Here is a 17,058-nt window from a genome sequence, read left to right as displayed (position 1 = left end):
CAGCAAACTTGAAAACCGCATCCGTCGTACACCCTCGTGAATGGATGCCGTGCCCATCGTGCCCCCTTTGTTCCAGGGCACTAAAAACACGACACTTCACGAGCTACAAACAGGCGACAGATCACGCGCTACTGACACTTGGCGGCCGGCGCCTCGCCTCGAGTTTTTTAATGCGCTAGTCTCCCGCGCCAACAAGAAGCGTCGGGCCAACGTCGTCCATGGCCCGTCAAAAAACGGGAGAGCATTGATGGCCAAATCGGAAGATGCCGGCTTGCATCGCCGCCGATTTCTCAAGGGCGTGGTTGCAGCAGGCGGCGCCACGATCGCCGTTCCGAAAGCCACCCACGCGCAAACTTCGGCACCGGCCAAGGGCAGCACGCCCCTGCCCACCGCCGCCACTCAGTCGAGGGAGCGGGAGCAGCCGCCTGTGGTCGAACGGCTGACGACGGAAAAGACCGGCTCCGATTTCATGGTCGACGTCTGCAAGACGCTCAATCTCGACTACATCGCCGCCTGCCCCGGCTCGACCTTTCGCGGCTTGCAGGAAAGCTTCATCAATTACGGCACCAACAAGAAGCCGGAATGGCTGACCTGCCTGCACGAGGAAGTCTCGGTCGGCATGGCGCACGGCTATGCCAAGGTTGCCGCCAAGCCGATGGCGGCGATCATGCACGGTACCGTGGGCACACAACATGCGGCGATGGCGATCTACAACGCCTATTGCGACCGCGTTCCGATGATGCTCTTCACCGGCAACGCCGGTCCGCTTACCGAGCGACGGCCGGGCGTCGAATGGTTCCACAGCGTGCAGGACGGCGCGGCCACCGTGCGCGATTTCGTCAAGTGGGACGACTATCCGATGTCATTGCAGCATTTCGCCGAGTCGGCCGTGCGTGGCTACGCGCTTTCCTGCGCCGAGCCGCCCGGACCGGTATTCCTGGTCGCCGACAGCAAGCTGCAGGAAGAACCGCTGGAGGAGCGCGCGGCGCGAAAACTGCGGATTCCGCGTCTGACCATGCCTTCACAGACCGCGGGCGATCCGAATGCGTTGCGCGACGCCGCCAAAATGCTGGTGGCTGCCGAAAACCCGGTCATCATCGCCGACCGCTACGCGCGCTCGCAAGCAGCGATGGACGATCTCGTGCGGCTGGCCGAACTCCTGCAGGCGCCTGTCATCGACAACCGTTCGCGCATGAACATGCCGAACACGCACTATCTCTGCCAGTCGGAGCGGGCCGGCACGCTGATCGGACAAGCCGATTGCATTCTCTCGCTTGAGCCGGTCGATCTGTTCGGCCAGCTCAATTCGATGCGCGACCAGATCGAACGCACCGACCTGCCCAGGACCAGGGCAGGCGTGAAAGTCATCAGCATCTCGACCCACGACCTGTTGGTGCATTCGAATTATCAGGATTTCCAGCGCTATTTCGCCGCCGACCTCAATATCGCCGCCGACGCACAAACGACGCTTCCGTTCCTGATCGAAGCCGTGCAGCGGGAGACGACCGCGAGCGGCAAGAGCGCTAACGAAATGCGCGGCGAGAAGTTGCGCCAAGCCTATCACAACGCGATCGAGCGCGCACGGACGGAGGCAACCTTTGCATGGGACGCCAAACCGATCTCGACCGCGCGGCTCTACATGGAGCTGTGGGGGCAATTGCAAAAGGAAGACTGGGCGCTGGTCTCCGACAGCGATTTCTCGTCGCGCTGGCCGCATCGGCTGTGGCCGCTGGACAAGCACTATCGCTTCATCGGCGGATCGGGCGGCTATGGCGTCGGCTATCAACCGGTCGCGAGCCTCGGCGCCGCGCTGGCGCATCGCGATGCCGGCGGACGCGTGGTGGTCAATGTCACCGGTGACGGCGAATTCAACATGGCGCCGCATACGCTCTGGACCGCGGCGCATCACGGCATTCCCTACCTCACCATCATCCAGAACAACCGCGCCTATCATCAAGAGATCATGCATCTCCAGCGGATGGCGAACCGGCACAATCGCGGCATACGCACCGCGCCGACCGGCGCGACCATCGACAATCCGAACATCGACTACGCGAAGATCGCGATGGGCTACGGCGCGCTCGGCATCGGGCCGATCGAGGATCCCGCCGATCTCGCCGAGGCTTTCCGCAAGGGAATTTCCGCCGTAAAAACCGGTCAGCCCGTGCTGATCGACGTCGTCACGCAGCCGCGCTGAGGAAAATGCGATGAAACACGTCAGCCTCATCATCGCAGCCGCGATCGCAGCTATTTTGCCGGCAATCAAACCGGCCACCGCTCAACAAGCCGCGAGTTCGGCCGGCAACGTCGAGCACGGCAACGCGCTCTATCGCGCGATCGGCTGCTATCAATGCCATGGTCTCGCAGGCCAGGGGGCGCTGATGACGGGCCCGCGCGTGTCGCGCACGGAACTGCCGCTCGACACCTTCCTCAACCAGTTGCGTCATCCTGCCAATCAGATGCCGCCCTACGAGACCGCGGTTGTTTCCGATCGCGATGCCGCCGACATCTATTCCTACCTGAAGCAGATCCCAACACCGCCCGATCCAAACAGCATTCCGCTGCTCAAAGTCGGGCGCTGAAGGTCAATGATCGGGGATGACTTACAGCGTGCCATGAGAGCCTTCGCCCTCACGCATACTTGCCGTGGCAGTGCTTGTACTTCTTGCCCGAGCCGCAGGGACAATCCTCGTTGCGGCCGACCTTGCCCCAGGTCGCCTGATTTTTCGGGTCGCGGTCGGCGGTCGCCGTCGGCACCAGTGAAGCATTGGCGAACGCCATCTCGTCTTCGCCGGTGTTGGGATCGAACTTGTGCGCCTCCATCGCCGGCAGCGGCTGCGGCTCCTGCTGCTCGGGTGGCACGATTTCGACGCGCATCAATTGCGCCGTCACCGCCTCGCGCAAATGCGCGACCATGGTTTCGAACAGGGCGAACGCTTCCGACTTGTATTCCTGCAGCGGATCGCGCTGGCCGTAGCCACGCAGGCCGATCACCTGGCGCAGGTGGTCGAGCATGATCAGGTGCTCGCGCCAGAGGTGATCCAGCGTCTGCAGCAGGATCGTCTTCTCGACATAGCGCATCACCTCGGGGCCCCATTGCGCCACCTTGGCCGCCATGTGCTGATCGACGCGGCTTTCGATCCGCGTCAACAATTCCTCGTCCGCGATGCCCTCTTCCTTGGCCCATTCATCGACCGGCAAGTCGACATCGAGCACGCGCTTGAGTTCTTCCTTGAGGCCGGCGGTGTCCCACTGCTCGGCGTAAGCATGCTCGGGCACATGTTTGGTCACGACGTCCTCGACAAAGGCGTGACGCATGTCGGCAATCGTCTCTGCGACGCTTTCGTCCTTCATCAGGTCGATGCGCTGGTCGAAAATCACCTTGCGCTGATCGTTCTGCACGTCGTCGAACTTCAACAGATTCTTGCGGATGTCGAAGTTGCGGGCTTCCACCTTCTGCTGCGCTTTTTCCAGCGCCTTGTTGATCCAGGGATGGATGATGGCCTCGCCTTCCTTCAGGCCGAGCCGCGTCAGCATGCTGTCGAGCCGGTCGGAGCCGAAGATCCGCATCAGGTCGTCTTCCAGCGACAGGAAGAATTTGGAGCGGCCGGGGTCGCCCTGGCGGCCGGAACGGCCGCGCAACTGGTTGTCGATGCGCCGCGATTCATGGCGTTCCGAACCGATGATGTAGAGCCCGCCCGGCTTGGTCGCGGTCTTGGCCGGCTTCGATCCCTTGGCTGGCTCGATCTCGATGGTTTCCTCGGCCTTGAGCACGATGTCGCGGAAGCGTTCGACGTCAGCCTTGATCTGCTCGATCCTGGCCTTGCGCTCGGCCTCGTCGGCGATCCCCGCGGTATCGTGCTGGATGCGCATGTCGAGCGAACCGCCGAGCTTGATGTCGGTGCCGCGGCCCGCCATGTTGGTGGCAATCGTGATCGCGCCGGGGACGCCGGCTTCGGCCACGATATAGGCTTCCTGTTCATGGAAGCGCGCGTTCAACACCGCGAACAACTTGGCCGGCTTGCCAGCGCGGGCCGCAGCGTAAAGCTTCTCCATCGCCCTTTCGTTGCCGAAGTCGATCTGCTTGTAGCCGTGCTTCTTGAGATATTCGGCAAGCACTTCGGACTTTTCGATCGAGGCAGTGCCGACCAGCACCGGCTGCAACCGCGCGTTCGCGCGCTCGATCTCGGCGAGGATGGCCGCGTATTTTTCATTCTGGCTGCGGTAGACTTCGTCGTCTTCATCGAGACGCGCCACCGGCAGGTTGGTCGGGATTTCGACCACGTCGAGCTTGTAGATGTCGAACAATTCGTCGGCTTCGGTCGCTGCCGTACCGGTCATGCCCGCGAGCTTCGCGTACATCCGGAAATAGTTCTGGAAGGTGATCGAGGCCAGCGTCTGGTTTTCCGGCTGGACCGTCTGATGCTCCTTGGCTTCCAGCGCCTGATGCAGACCTTCCGAATAGCGCCGGCCAGGCATCATGCGTCCGGTGAACTCGTCGATGATGACGACCTCGTCATCGCGAACGATGTAGTCCTTGTCGCGGGTGAACAGCGTATGAGCGCGCAGCGCCTGGTTGACGTGATGCACGACCGAGACGTTCTCGACGTCGTACAGCGAGTCGCCCTTGAGCTGACCGGCATCGCGCAGAAGCGTTTCAAGCTTCTCCATGCCGCCTTCCGTGAGCGTTACCGTGCGCTGTTTCTCGTCGACCTCGTAATCGGCCTTGTCCAGCTTGGGAAAGAAGGTGTCGATGGTGTTGTAGAAATCCGACCGGTCGTCGAGCGGACCCGAGATGATCAGCGGCGTGCGCGCTTCGTCGATCAGGATCGAGTCGACTTCGTCGACGATGGCGTAGAAATGCTCGCGCTGGACCATGTCCTCCAGCCGGTATTTCATGTTGTCGCGCAGATAGTCGAAGCCGTATTCGTTGTTGGTGCCGTAGGTGATGTCGCAGGCGTAGGCTTCCTTGCGCTCGGCGTCGTCGAGGCCATGCACGATGACGCCGGTGGTCAGACCGAGGAAAGAGTAGACCTGGCCCATCCAGGCGGAGTCGCGGCGGGCGAGGTAGTCGTTGACAGTGACGACATGGACGCCCTTGCCCGCAAGCGCGTTGAGGTAGACCGCCAGGGTCGCCACCAGCGTCTTGCCCTCACCGGTTTTCATTTCGGCGATATCGCCTTCGTGCAGCACCATGCCGCCGATCAGTTGCACGTCGAAATGCCGCTGGCCGAGCGTGCGCTTGGCAGCTTCCCGCACGGTGGCGAAGGCCGGAACCAGGATCTCGTCGAGCGTCTTGCCCTCGGTGAGTTCTTTGCGGAATTCGACCGTGCGCGCCTTCAGCGCTTCGTCCGAAAGCGAGACGAGTTCCCCCTCCAATGCATTGATGGCATCGACGCGGCCCTGGTACCCCTTGACGCGCCGGTCGTTTGAGGAACCGAAAAACTTCCGGGCGAGCGCGCCGATCATGCCAAATTCCTGTCTAGCGTTCCGATTCCGAACTTCATGGTACTGCCAATCAACTCACCGTGACGCGTTAATGACCGGCCCTGAGGGAGGATCGTCCGTCGAATGAGTGGGAGTTCAGCAATCCGGTGTTCAGCGGCTAAAACGCGGCAAAATAGGCGCTATCGCCGTTGACCCAGGTCCGGCAGAGATATGGCTGGGCCCAGGCCTTGTCAACGTCGTGAGAGCCTCCCGGGTTGCTCGCCGAGGCAGGCGGGATCGGCATTTGCGGTCGGCGGTACAAGGCTCGGCCGAAGCTATCCGTCGAGGCCTCGGGAGACCCTTTTCGGGCATCCCTGGCGGGTGCCTGGCCGGTCCGCCGGCGCTCCTTCAAGCCGAGGCCCGACTTTCAAGGATTTCATCATTTTGACAGACTTTTCGCGTTGCCAAGGCCACGCGATTGGGCGAGTGTCGCGCCGCTTTAAAGGACCCCCGCCGCAACAGCCATACGGCTTGGAGATAAGGATTTTTCATGACTACTTTGTCATCACACGCGAAACGCGCGCGCTATGCTGCCGCAGCCGGCGCACTTGCGATTGCTCTCTTCGCGAGCCTGCCGCTGCGTGCTGAAGATGCCAATCCCGTCCTCGCCAAGGTGAACGGCTCGGAAATCCATCAGAGCGACGTCAATCTCGCGGAAGAGGAACTCGGTCCCAGCCTCGCGCAGATGGATCCCTCGGCCAAGAAGGAAAACGTGCTGGCGTTTCTGATCGACATGAAGATCGTCGCCAAGGCCGCGGAAGACAAGAAGATCGAGGATCGTCCCGAGTTCAAGGCCCGGCTCGATTTCGCCCGCAACCGTCTGCTGATGGACAATCTGCTCGCATCCGAAGGCAAGGCGGCGGTGACCGACGACGCCATGAAAAAGGTCTACGACGAGGCCGCCAAGCAGATCCAGGGCGAGCAGGAAGTGCACGCGCGCCATATCCTGGTCGAGACCGAGGATGAGGCCAAGGCGATCGAGACCCAACTGAAGAACGGCGCCGATTTCGCCACCCTCGCCAAGGCGAAGTCGAAGGATCCCGGCGGGGCGTCCGATGGCGGCGATCTCGGCTTCTTCACTAAGGATCAGATGGTGCCGGAATTCTCCGCCGTCGCCTTCAGCCTCGAGCCCGGCAAGATCTCAGACCCCGTGAAGTCGCAGTTCGGCTGGCACGTCATCAAGGTCGAGGAGAAGCGCAACCGCAAGGCGCCCGACTTCGCCCAGGTCAAGCCGCAGATCGAGAACTACGTCACCCGCAAGGCGCAGGCCGATTACGTCGCCAAATTGCGCGAAGGCGCGAAAATCGAGCGTATGGATCAGGCTTCCAACACGCCGGCGCCCGCCCCCGACGCCGCGAAACCGTCGGACTCGAAGATGGCTCCCGCGAAGAAGTAAAGGGACCGAAAGCCCTTGTCGCCCCGGCCTTGAGCCGGGGCCCATAACCCCAAGCGTGTATTTTGGGTACCGCGGCCCGACGAGTTAGCATAACAACTCTCGCCTCTGGTTATAGGTCCCCGCTTTTCGCGGGGACGACGAGAGAGTTAATGCCCCCTCCCTTCCTAAGAGCGAAGGTGATAGAGAGCGCTTCCCGCATTTCCACACCCGGCGCGCTCCCATGTCCTCCGCCATTTCTCCCCTCGCCCCGACCGATGTCCCCGCGATGCCTGCGATTGCGGGCGTGACGCTCGCGACCGCTGCCGCGGGCATCCGCTACAAGGGCCGCACCGACGTGTTGCTGGCGATCATGGACAAGGGGACGACGGTGGCCGGCGTCTTCACCCAGTCGAAATGCGCCTCAGCGCCGGTCGAGTGGTGCCGCGCCAGGCTCGGCGGCGGCAAATCTTCCAAGGCAGGCAAATCTTCCAAGACGGGATTAGCCCGAGCCCTTGTCGTCAATTCCGGAAATGCCAACGCCTTCACCGGCAAGACTGGCCGGCAGGCGACGTCGCTGACCGCTTCAATCGCCGCGAAGGCTGTCGGCTGCCAGACGGGCCAAGTGTTTCTCGCCTCCACCGGCGTGATCGGCGAACCGCTCGACGCCACCAAGTTCGACGGCGTGCTCGGCGAGCTCGCGGCCAAAACCGCGCCGGATGCGTGGTTGGAGGCCGCGCGCGCGATCATGACCACCGACACCTTCCCGAAGGTCGCGACCGCAACCGTCAGGCTCGGCAAGGCCAAGGTGACGATCAACGGCATGGCCAAGGGCGCCGGCATGATCGCGCCGGACATGGCGACCATGCTGTCCTTCATCTTCACCGATGCGCCGATCTCCGCGCCCGCCTTGCAATCGCTCCTGAAGGCCGGCGTCGAAGACAGTTTCAACGCCGTCACGATCGACGGCGACACCTCGACCTCGGATACGCTGCTCGCCTTTGCGACCGGCGCTGCCGCCGCCCACGGCGCGCCGAAAATCAGCCGCGCCAGCGATCCGCGCCTGAAGGCGTTTGCGAAAGCTTTCCATGCGGTGCTCGCCAATCTGGCCGAGCAGGTGGCGCGCGATGGCGAAGGCGCGCGCAAGCTCGTCGAGATCACGGTCGAGGGCGCGGTCTCGAAAACCTCGGCGCGCCGTATCGCAATGTCGATCGCCAACTCGCCGCTGGTGAAGACCGCCATCGCCGGCGAAGACGCCAATTGGGGCCGCGTGGTGATGGCGGTCGGCAAGGCCGGCGAACCCGCCAACCGCGACAAGCTCTCGATCTCCTTCAACGGCATCCGCGTTGCGAAAAGCGGCGCGCGCGATCCCTCTTACGACGAGGCGGAAGTCTCGGCCGCGATGAAGCAGCCGAAGATCGCGATCAAGGTCGCGCTCGGCCTCGGCAAGGGCCGCGACCGCGTTCTGACCTGCGACCTCACCAAGGAATATGTCGCCATCAACGGCGACTACCGGTCGTGACGTTCACGACAAATTTTCCGGACTCATTTAACATCGGTTAACGATACGGCCTGATCAGATTGGCCCGATTTTCGACCGCTTCATGTTCACGCGGTCCACGTAAGCATTACTTAACGGCCGGCCGTCAGAGTTCCGTCGAGCGAGCGGCGGAGGCTCTTCGATCGCCTTCTTCCGTCCTCAACTTTTGAAATGCCAAGGAATTGCCTCTGCCGTGACCTGCGGCGATTGGGATGAAGGTTATGCTCCGCGCTTGGTTGTATTGCTTCGCCGGAAATCGCAAGGCGAACGTCGCCGTGATCTTTGCGCTCACGATCGTTCCCATCATCTTCCTGTTGGGCATGACGCTGGATTTCAGCCAGGCGCTGCGCAAGAAAGAGCAGTTGGACGCGGCCGCCGACGCCGCAGCAATTGCGGCCGTCAGGCCCGCCATGCTGATGCAATCCGATACGGTGGCCTCCGACACCGCCATGGCCATCTTTATGTCGGTTGCGAACAGTCTTCCCGGCCTGGCGGCGACACCGACGCCGACGATCACCGTCACCGATACGGGACTTCAGCGTACCGTCTCGGTTTCGTATAACGCCGCATCCCTCAACAATTTTCCCAAGGTGCTCCTGAATACCGCCTCCTGGCCGATCAGCGGTTCGGCGACGTCGCAGGCGGCAGCCGCGCCCAACATGAATTTCTATCTGTTGATGGACGACTCGCCGTCGATGGCGATCGGCGCAACCACGACCGACATCAGCAATCTCATCGCGGCCACCGCGAGCCAACCAGGTGGGTCGAAGAGTTGCGGCTTTGCCTGTCATGAAACCAATATCGCTGCCGACGGCGGGGGCGCGACGCGCGATAACCTCTCGGTCGCACGGGCCAACAATATCACCTTGCGGATCGATCTCGTGACGGATGCCGTCAACCAGTTGCTCAATACATGGTCGAACTGCCCGCAGACGGGCATATCGGGCGGCGTCATGCAGTGCATGTCGGCCCTGAACAACACGACCTATAAAGCCGCCCTCTATACGTTCGACTTAGGTTTGAACACACTGCAGACGCTGTCCACCCCGACCACCGCTGGAACCAAGGTTTCCAACATTCAGCTGATGGCGGTCGACCACCACAACTGCGTCTTTTCTGGCTGCTCTTCCTCAAGCCCGACCAATCCCACCACTGACCACGGTACAAATATCGCCGGCGCGCTCTCAACCCTCAACAGCAGCATGCCGACCCCGGGCCTCGGCAGCAACTCGGCAGGAGATACGCCGCAGGAGGTGGTTTTCCTTGTCACCGACGGCGTCGAGGACAAGATCGTCTCGGGCGCTTCAGCTTGCCCCAATGCGAGCCTCGCCGGTAGCAAGCGCTGCCAGCAGCCACTCGACACGACGGCGTGCACGGCCATCAAGAACCGGGGCATCAAAATCGCGATCCTCTACACGGAGTACCTGCAACTCAAAACTCCCAATGTCCCGGTGACGGACAACTGGTACATGACCTGGGTAGACCCCTACGACACCCCGACCTCCTCAAGCGGCACCATCGCAACAAATCTGAAAGCGTGCGCCTCGCCCGGCTTCTTCTCCGACGTGACAACCGGCGGCAACATCACGCAGGCGCTGACGGACCTGTTCATCAAAGTGGCGTCAAGCACCGCCAGCCTCACGCAATAAGAAGCGCCATGGCCGAAATGGAAACCACAGCAGGGAAAAGACGCCACAACCGTTTCGGCGCCTTTACCAGGGACAGCAAGGGCGCCACGGCGGTCGAGTTCGCGCTGATCGCCACGCCGTTTCTCGCCCTGATTGCTGCCCTCATCCAGACGTTTCTCCTTTTCTTCGCACAGTCGATGCTTGAAAATGCGGTACGGGCATCGGCCCGCCAAATTCTGACCGGACAGGTGCAGACAGCGGATGCGAGCCTGACCCAGGCCCAAGCCGTGGCCGCATTTCACCAGACCGTCTGTAATAATGCGAACGTCCTGTTCAACTGCGCCGGCTTGATGGTCGACGTGCAGGTCGCTCCCCAGTGGTCCTCGGCCAATGCCGCCATGCCGACGTTTACCTACGACGCCAGTGGGAATGTCAGCGCCGGATCTCTTGCCAGCTTGCAATTCAATCCTGGAAATGCGGGCGACATCGTCGTCGTCCGCGTGATGTATCTCTGGCCGGTTTTCTTCGGGCCGATCGCCTTCAACATGGCCAATCAGGCCAACGGCAGCCGGCTGATCATGGCGTCCGCGGCATTCCAGAATGAGCCGGCCAATCCCTAGAGGTATCAGCCCATGACCAACCTGCTATTTCGCATGCGGAAATTTTCTACCGACGCCGATGCCGTGGCAGCGACGGAGTTCGCGATCGTGGTGCCGTTCATGTTGGTGCTTTTGGTCGGCGGCGTCGAACTCGGGGACGGAATGGCGATCAACGTCAAGGTCAGCGCGACTGCACACTCCGTCGCCGATATGGTTACGCAGAACACGTCGCTCAGTGCGGCCTCGATGCAGAACATTCTCACCGGTGCAACGACAATCATCGCACCGTATTCCGTCAACAATAACAAATTCATGATTACGGTTTCCGAAATCTCGAGCGACGCCAGTGGCAACCTGACCCTTCAATGGAGTCGATCGTTCGACGGATCAAGCTTCGGACCGGGAAGGCCGGGCATTGGCAGTTCGACAACGCCACCCTACGGAGCCTTGACAGTGCCAACATCGCTCAACGGAACGGCGAACAATCCAAACAATCCCAACAATCAAAACGACCAGGTTTCGTTCATTGTGAGTGAAGCCAGCTACGCCTATACGCCCAACCTCGGCTATACGATCAGCGGTACCGTAAATCTTGCGGACAGCTTTTGGCTGTTTCCGCGCTGTTCGACCGACAGCCCCGCGAACTCGAGCGGTCCGGCGTACTATGATATCAAATATGGCAGCAGCAACCCCCCGGACACGACGTGCACCTGCATTCAACATTTGCAGAAGAAGACCTGTTAGCCTCGCTAGAAGCGGCGATGAGATAACCGCCGCTTATCGAAGGCAGACAGAAGATCGTGCTCGGGTTGCCTACGGGCCTCAACTATGGCTCATCTCAATCATGGAGCACGGGCCTCAGCGTGAAACGCCGTCGCGTGAATATTGGTTGAGGTCGTTGCAGGCAACGGCGAGACATGGCTGACATCAAACTGACCCTGGTCGTGGCCTGCGCCCTGATCGACGTCGACAACCGCGTGCTGATTGCGCAGCGACCGGAAGGCAAGGCATTGGCGGGCCTGTGGGAATTTCCGGGCGGCAAGCTGGAGCCCGGCGAGCGGCCGGAAGCGACCCTCATTCGCGAGCTTCAAGAGGAGCTCGGCATCACCGTGAGGGAAGCCTGCCTTGCGCCGCTCACATTCGCGAGCCACGCCTATGACGACTTCCACCTGCTGATGCCGCTTTACATCTGTCGCCGCTGGGAAGGCGACGTGGCCCCGCAGGAGGGGCAGAACCTCGCCTGGGTCCGCGTCAACAAGCTGCGCGACTACCCGATGCCGCCGGCGGACCTTCCGCTGATCCCGCATCTGCTCGACCTGTTGATGTGACGCATGGCGTCATTCCGGGGCGGTCCGCAGGACCGAACCCGGAATCTCGAGATTCCGGGTTCGCCTCTTCGAGGCGCCCCGGAATGACGGAGTAGGCAGTTTACGCCCTCCCCTTCTTCACCGCTTCTTCCAAACTCGCTTTCGCCGATCCCGGCTTGAGCGGCTTTGGCTGGCTTTCGTGCGGCGCCCAGCCCGAGAGCCAGATGACATCGAAGGTCGCGCGAACGCGGCCATCGGATTCGGCAAAGCGTTCGCGGTAGATTTCCGCCATCCGCAACATCGTGGTGCGCCGGGTCGGCGTTCGCCGGCGCTCCGTCAGGATGTTGGCCGCGCCCATCCGCCGCAGGTCCTGCATCAGGCTGAATGCGCTGTCATAGCGCACGACAACGCGATCGACATCGGTGACGGGGAGCGCGAATCCGGCACGCTGCAACAGCGCGCCAACATCGCGAAGATCGGCAAACGGCGCAACGCGCGGCGACACGCCGCCTTCGAGTTCAGCTTCGGCTGCGGCGAACGACTGCCGCAATTCGATCAGTGTGTCGCCGCCAACCATCGCCGCCATCAATAGTCCGTCCGGCCGCAGCGCGCGGCGTACCTGCACCAGCACGCCGGGCAAGTCATTCACGAACTGAAACGCGAGCGCGGAAATCGCGAGGTCGAGCGACTGCGCGGCAAGTGCAAGCGGCTCGGATTCCCGCTCCGGCAGATCGACGTGCGCAACGTGAGCGAACCTTCCCGCAAGTGCGCGCGCGATTTGATCGCCCGGCGATCCAACCTCGGCGACGCTTTTGAAATCGCGCAATACGGCGCTGAGCCGCTCCGCCATGTCGGCGCCGACGCAATCGAGCAGGAACGTCGCCGGGCCCAGCCGTTGCGCCCGGTTCAGGCGGGCGCGCAGCAAAGTGCGGTCAAACAGGACGGGGGTGGCGGCCGGGTTCGTAACCATGCCGGTTGGTAGGCTTGCGATCATGGGCTGACAAGGCGCCCCTTTCTGGTGTAAATAGACTCTTAATAGATACTTTTCAGTACCCGCGTGAGAGGCTAGCGTTTTGCATGGCCACAGAAAAAGCCGAAACCGACCGCGTTCCAGTCACGTTGGCCCTTTCGACCATCACCTATCTCGAAAAACTGGTCAGACAGGGAACCCACGGGACAAGTGTACCGGGCGTAGCGCGAACCCTGATTGAGGAAGGCATCCGTCTCGCCATCAAGGACGGGCTGCTTTCGATCCGCGACAACGGCAAGGCGCCCTGAGAATCGCGGCATTCGGGACGGATTGGCGACTGGGAGGCCTATGGGGGAGCCGGCGTGACGGCTCATAGTTTGGGACTTTTCAAATGCCCGCCAAGGAACCGACCTGGACGACCGAACGCATCGAAATCCTGAAAATCCATTTCTCAGCCGGCCTGTCGTGCCGTGAAATCGCCAATGAAATCGGGGTGAGCCGCAACGCCGTGATCGGCAAACTCTCCCGCCTCGATCTGACCCGGGAAAAGAAGCCCGAGATACGACGGCCGAGAGCGAAGACAAACCGCCCGCGCTCCGTGCCGAGGCTGCAGTACCGGATCCTGCGCAAGTTGTTTGCGGAGGCGGCGCCGGCGGAAGATGTCGTGACGATCCACAGCGAACAGCACTGCTCGTTGCTTGAACTGAGCGAAGAGAGGTGCCGCTGGCCGATCAACAGCCCCGGGGAAGAAGACTTCTGCTTCTGCGGCGACCGGCCGCTGGAGGGCCTGCCCTATTGCGCCGGCCATAGCCGGCTTGCCTACCAGCCAGCCTCTCGCCAGCGAGTCGCGCGGGGATAGCGGGTCCTAGATCGACGCGACGCCCCAGGTCAGAAAAACGCGCGTGGCCCGCCAGAACCAGATCCTGCCGTCGCGGGCCGCCTGCAGGCTGAGGATTCGCTTATTCCAGGTGGGATCATGGCGGAAGCGAATGTTTTCAATCTTGAAATCATCCTGCCTTCGCTTCCACTCCGTCGCCCAGGCCAGATGCACCTCCTCGAGGTGCCGGAGAAGTTTGGCGAATTCTGTCTGACGAAGCCTGGAGACTTCGATCTGGTAGGGGTACGGGAAAATGACCCTGAACATGGCGATCCGGCTTCGTCGTCAGGTCAACGCAAATCGTTGCTTTGCTGAGCTAGCGATGGATGGGCGTTTCGGCAAGGCCGCTCCATGTCTTCTTGCCGCTTGAGCGTCCGCCGGCCCAACGATAGCCTTCGGCGCATGGACGCCGGGCCCTCTCCATCCCGCTCTATCGCTGCGCAATTCCACGGCGCGCTCTCTGCGTGCCGGGGTGCACTCTCGCACGCCGCCAAACTCGCGCTCGACATCGCTTTGCCAACGCTGTGCGTGTCCTGCCGCGAGCCGGTCGAAGGTGAAGGCGTTTGCGCTAGTTGCTGGGCCAAGCTGTCGTTCATCGCGCCGCCGTTCTGCCCGCGGCTAGGCATTCCCTTTGTGTACGATCCCGGACCCGACATGCTTTCGATGGAGGCGATTGCCAATCCGCCCGCCTATACGCGCGCCCGTGCCGCCGTGCGCTATGACGACGTGGCGCGAAAGCTGGTACACGCCCTGAAATACCAGGACCGCACCGACCTGGCGCCGGCGATGGGCCGCTGGATGGCACGCGCCGGGCGGGAACTGCTTGACGGTGCCGACACGCTCGTGCCCGTTCCGCTGCACTGGCGGCGAGGATGGAGCCGCCGCTACAATCAATCGGGTGCGCTGGCGCGAATCATCGCGGGCGAGAGCGGCGTTGCGCTCGCAACCGAGGCGCTGCGCCGGATCCGTCCCACCGAACAGCAGATAGGGCTGTCGCGGCCTCAGCGAGCCAGCAACGTGCAGGGCGCATTCAAGGTCGCCGCCGATCGGCAGCATCTGATCGCCGGACGCCGCGTGGTGCTGATCGACGACGTGCTGACGTCAGGCGCAACGGTGGACGCTTGTGCGCGGGCGCTCCTGCGCGCGAAAGCGGCCGCTGTCGACGTGCTGGTGTTTGCCCGGGTTGTGGATAGCCATCGAAATCCCATATAATCGACGATTCCAGTCACTATCTGACCCGGCCTGAAGAACGCGCCATGCCCGCCGCCATCGAAATCTATACCCGTCCCGGCTGCGGCTATTGCTCCGCTGCCGTATCGCTGTTGAGGCGCAAGAAGGCCGCCTTCACGGAGTTGAGCACGGCGACCGATCCGAACTACCGTCAACAGATGTACGACCGCGCCGGCACTAGCGCGACCTTCCCGCAGATTTTCGTCGGCCAGACCCATGTCGGCGGCTGCGATGAGTTGTATGCGCTCGACCGCGCGGGCAAGCTTGACGCCTTGCTCGCCGGCGAAGAGGCCAACTCATGAGCGCCAATCTCGCCTTTACCGCCGCCATGGTGCAGATGCGCACGGGCTTGTTGCCCGAGCCGAGCCTTGAGCAGGGCGTCAAATTGATTCGGCAGGCCGCCGCGCAGGGCGCCGACTATGTGCTCACGCCCGAGGTGAGCAACATGATGCAGGTGAACCGCAAGGCGCTGTTCGAACTTCTGGCGGACGAGGCCGACGATCTTTCGTTGAAGGCCTATCGGGCGCTCGCGGCAGAACTGAAAATCCATCTGCACATCGGATCGCTGGCGCTGCGCGCTTCCCCTGAACGCGCGGTCAACCGCTCGTTCCTGATCGGCCCCGATGGCGACGTGATCGCGAGCTACGACAAGATCCACATGTTCGATATCGATCTGCCGGGCGGCGAGAGCTACCGCGAATCCGCCAACTATCAGCCGGGCGAGACCGCCGTGATCGCCGATCTGCCCTGGGGGCGCATCGGGCTCACGATCTGCTACGATGTGCGTTTCCCGGCGCTTTATCGCGCGCTGGCCGAAAGCGGCGTCTCTTTCCTGAGCGTGCCATCCGCCTTCACCCGGAAAACCGGCGAGGCCCATTGGCAAACGCTGCTCCGCGCCCGTGCCATTGAGAATGGATGCTTCGTGTTCGCAGCCGCCCAGGGCGGCCTGCATGAGAACAAGCGCGAGACGTTTGGGCATTCGCTGATCATCGCGCCCTGGGGCGAGGTGCTGGCCGAGGGCGGCGTCGAGCCCGGCGTGTTCATGGCCAGGATCGATCCCTCGCTGGTCGAGACCGCGCGCAAGACGGTGCCATCACTGCAGCATGGCCGGCGCTTTTCCGTCGCCGATCCGAAGTCCGGTCCGGACCATCTGCACGTCGTGCGGGGATCGGCGGGATCGACATGATCCATTACAATCTGCGCTGCAAGAAGGGCCATGCCTTCGAGAGCTGGTTCCAGAGTTCGTCCGCGTATGAAACCCAGGAGAAACGCAAGCTGGTGAACTGCCCCCTTTGCGGCTCGACCGATGTCGAACGCGCCATCATGGCCCCGCGGATCGCGCGCAAGAAAGGCCGCGAACAGGCGCCCGCCGTCGAGCAGGTGCCCGCGCCGGCAGCATCTGTGCCGGCCACGCCCGCCGAAGTCATCCCGCCTTCGCCGTCGACGCCGCTGTTGATGACGCAAGAGCGCGAGATGCGCGCCAAGCTTAAGGAATTGCGCGACCACATCGTCAAGAACGCCGACAATGTCGGCGAGCGCTTCCCGAACGAGGCCCGCAAGATGCACTATGGCGATATCGAGCACCGCCCGATCTATGGCGAGGCCTCGCCCGATGAAGCGAAGGCCTTGATCGAGGAAGGTGTCGAAGTGATGCCGCTGCCGACCCTGCCGGACGACCGGAACTAAATTCGTGCGCCGGGACGCCCCCATGAACCGACAGGCGGTCCTCACCTCACTCATTCAGTTCAGCGAAACGGTGACGCGGCTAAAGGTTGCGCTTGAGTCATTTCCCTGGGATGTCGACAATTCGATCATCACGTTAGCGAAGCGCGATGTCATCGCAATTTTAGAGCGGTTTGTGGTCGGCGAATTTGACGCGAACGCTTTGGAGGAATGGGCCAATCTCGTGGAGTGCCGAGAGGATATCGAGTTTGAGCCTGACCATGCCCAGGTGATCTCTGATGCGATATTTCAGCTCGCGAACCCGACGCTTTGCGGGCCCCTTCTGATCAAAGCGCCCGAAATCATTTCTAGTCTTCGTTAGGCGC

Annotated in this window: 18 protein-coding genes; 15 read left to right on the top strand and 3 right to left on the bottom strand. The window is 62.2% G+C overall.

Annotated elements, in window-relative coordinates:
- Positions 1 to 247: 247 nt before the first annotated feature.
- A complete protein-coding gene (locus M6D32_RS17625; protein WP_298258467.1) occupies positions 248 to 2,197 on the top strand; it encodes a thiamine pyrophosphate-dependent enzyme in 1,950 nt (649 codons plus the stop codon).
- 10 nt (positions 2,198 to 2,207) lie between these two features.
- Positions 2,208 to 2,582 carry a cytochrome c gene (locus M6D32_RS17620; protein WP_298258465.1) on the top strand — a complete coding sequence of 125 codons (375 nt, stop codon included), beginning with the start codon at positions 2,208 to 2,210 and terminating at the stop codon, positions 2,580 to 2,582.
- A 49-nt stretch (positions 2,583 to 2,631) separates the two neighbouring features.
- Here the strand turns inward: M6D32_RS17620 and secA are convergent, their stop codons facing one another.
- Complete coding sequence (gene secA, locus M6D32_RS17615; protein ID WP_298258463.1) at positions 2,632 to 5,469, bottom strand: preprotein translocase subunit SecA; 2,838 nt, start codon at positions 5,467 to 5,469, stop codon at positions 2,632 to 2,634.
- 508 nt (positions 5,470 to 5,977) lie between these two features.
- Here secA and M6D32_RS17610 point away from each other — a divergent pair.
- The 6 genes from M6D32_RS17610 to mutT all read left to right on the top strand — a co-directional run bounded on the left by M6D32_RS17610 (position 5,978) and on the right by mutT (position 11,954).
- Positions 5,978 to 6,883 (top strand): peptidylprolyl isomerase, encoded by a 906-nt coding sequence (locus M6D32_RS17610; RefSeq protein ID WP_298258461.1) that lies wholly within the window; start codon positions 5,978 to 5,980, stop codon positions 6,881 to 6,883.
- 220 nt (positions 6,884 to 7,103) lie between these two features.
- Entirely contained in the window at positions 7,104 to 8,381 is a 1,278-nt protein-coding gene (gene argJ / locus M6D32_RS17605; RefSeq protein ID WP_298258459.1) for a bifunctional glutamate N-acetyltransferase/amino-acid acetyltransferase ArgJ, read from the top strand.
- Positions 8,382 to 8,620: 239 nt separating this feature from the next.
- Complete coding sequence (locus M6D32_RS17600) at positions 8,621 to 10,048, top strand: pilus assembly protein TadG-related protein (RefSeq protein ID WP_298258476.1); 1,428 nt, start codon at positions 8,621 to 8,623, stop codon at positions 10,046 to 10,048.
- An 8-nt stretch (positions 10,049 to 10,056) separates the two neighbouring features.
- Positions 10,057 to 10,647, top strand: coding sequence for a TadE/TadG family type IV pilus assembly protein (locus M6D32_RS17595; RefSeq protein WP_298258457.1), 591 nt, complete (start codon positions 10,057 to 10,059; stop codon positions 10,645 to 10,647).
- Between the two features lie 12 nt (positions 10,648 to 10,659).
- Complete coding sequence (locus M6D32_RS17590; protein WP_298258455.1) at positions 10,660 to 11,370, top strand: TadE/TadG family type IV pilus assembly protein; 711 nt, start codon at positions 10,660 to 10,662, stop codon at positions 11,368 to 11,370.
- 173 nt (positions 11,371 to 11,543) lie between these two features.
- On the top strand, positions 11,544 to 11,954 hold the full coding sequence (mutT, locus tag M6D32_RS17585; protein WP_298258453.1) for an 8-oxo-dGTP diphosphatase MutT: 411 nt from the start codon (positions 11,544 to 11,546) through the stop codon (positions 11,952 to 11,954).
- A 100-nt stretch (positions 11,955 to 12,054) separates the two neighbouring features.
- On the opposite strand, the gene M6D32_RS17580 is transcribed toward mutT, so the two are convergent.
- Complete coding sequence (locus tag M6D32_RS17580; protein WP_298258474.1) at positions 12,055 to 12,903, bottom strand: methyltransferase domain-containing protein; 849 nt, start codon at positions 12,901 to 12,903, stop codon at positions 12,055 to 12,057.
- A 107-nt stretch (positions 12,904 to 13,010) separates the two neighbouring features.
- On the opposite strand from M6D32_RS17580, the gene M6D32_RS17575 reads away from it, so the two are divergent.
- Together M6D32_RS17575 and M6D32_RS17570 are read left to right on the top strand one after the other, a co-directional pair.
- Positions 13,011 to 13,211 (top strand): hypothetical protein, encoded by a 201-nt coding sequence (locus M6D32_RS17575; protein WP_298258451.1) that lies wholly within the window; start codon positions 13,011 to 13,013, stop codon positions 13,209 to 13,211.
- Positions 13,212 to 13,294: 83 nt separating this feature from the next.
- On the top strand, positions 13,295 to 13,762 hold the full coding sequence (locus M6D32_RS17570; RefSeq protein ID WP_298258449.1) for a GcrA family cell cycle regulator: 468 nt from the start codon (positions 13,295 to 13,297) through the stop codon (positions 13,760 to 13,762).
- Positions 13,763 to 13,768: 6 nt separating this feature from the next.
- Here the strand turns inward: M6D32_RS17570 and M6D32_RS17565 are convergent, their stop codons facing one another.
- Positions 13,769 to 14,047, bottom strand: a complete 279-nt coding sequence (locus M6D32_RS17565; RefSeq protein ID WP_298258447.1) for a hypothetical protein — start codon at positions 14,045 to 14,047, stop codon at positions 13,769 to 13,771.
- A gap of 135 nt (positions 14,048 to 14,182) precedes the next feature.
- Here M6D32_RS17565 and M6D32_RS17560 point away from each other — a divergent pair, with 135 nt between their 5' ends.
- Genes M6D32_RS17560 through M6D32_RS17540 form a run of 5 tightly spaced genes read left to right on the top strand, consistent with a single transcriptional unit; the run spans position 14,183 to position 17,054 of the window.
- Entirely contained in the window at positions 14,183 to 14,992 is an 810-nt protein-coding gene (locus tag M6D32_RS17560; RefSeq protein ID WP_298258445.1) for a ComF family protein, read from the top strand.
- Positions 14,993 to 15,036: 44 nt separating this feature from the next.
- Positions 15,037 to 15,312 (top strand): glutaredoxin 3, encoded by a 276-nt coding sequence (gene grxC, locus M6D32_RS17555; protein ID WP_298258443.1) that lies wholly within the window; start codon positions 15,037 to 15,039, stop codon positions 15,310 to 15,312.
- Positions 15,309 to 16,196, top strand: a complete 888-nt coding sequence (locus tag M6D32_RS17550; protein WP_298258441.1) for a carbon-nitrogen hydrolase family protein — start codon at positions 15,309 to 15,311, stop codon at positions 16,194 to 16,196. Before grxC ends, M6D32_RS17550 begins: the two co-directional genes overlap by 4 nt.
- Positions 16,193 to 16,696, top strand: a complete 504-nt coding sequence (locus M6D32_RS17545) for a DUF1178 family protein (RefSeq protein WP_298258439.1) — start codon at positions 16,193 to 16,195, stop codon at positions 16,694 to 16,696. Before M6D32_RS17550 ends, M6D32_RS17545 begins: the two co-directional genes overlap by 4 nt.
- Positions 16,697 to 16,718: 22 nt before the next feature.
- Entirely contained in the window at positions 16,719 to 17,054 is a 336-nt protein-coding gene (locus M6D32_RS17540) for a hypothetical protein (protein ID WP_298258437.1), read from the top strand.
- Positions 17,055 to 17,058: the final 4 nt, after the last annotated feature.

The sequence above is a fragment of the Bradyrhizobium sp. genome (assembly GCF_027307225.1).
Classification (GTDB): domain Bacteria; phylum Pseudomonadota; class Alphaproteobacteria; order Rhizobiales; family Xanthobacteraceae; genus Bradyrhizobium.
The sequence above is the reverse complement of the archived record's forward strand: the minus strand, read 5'-3'. Positions and strand labels throughout refer to the sequence as shown.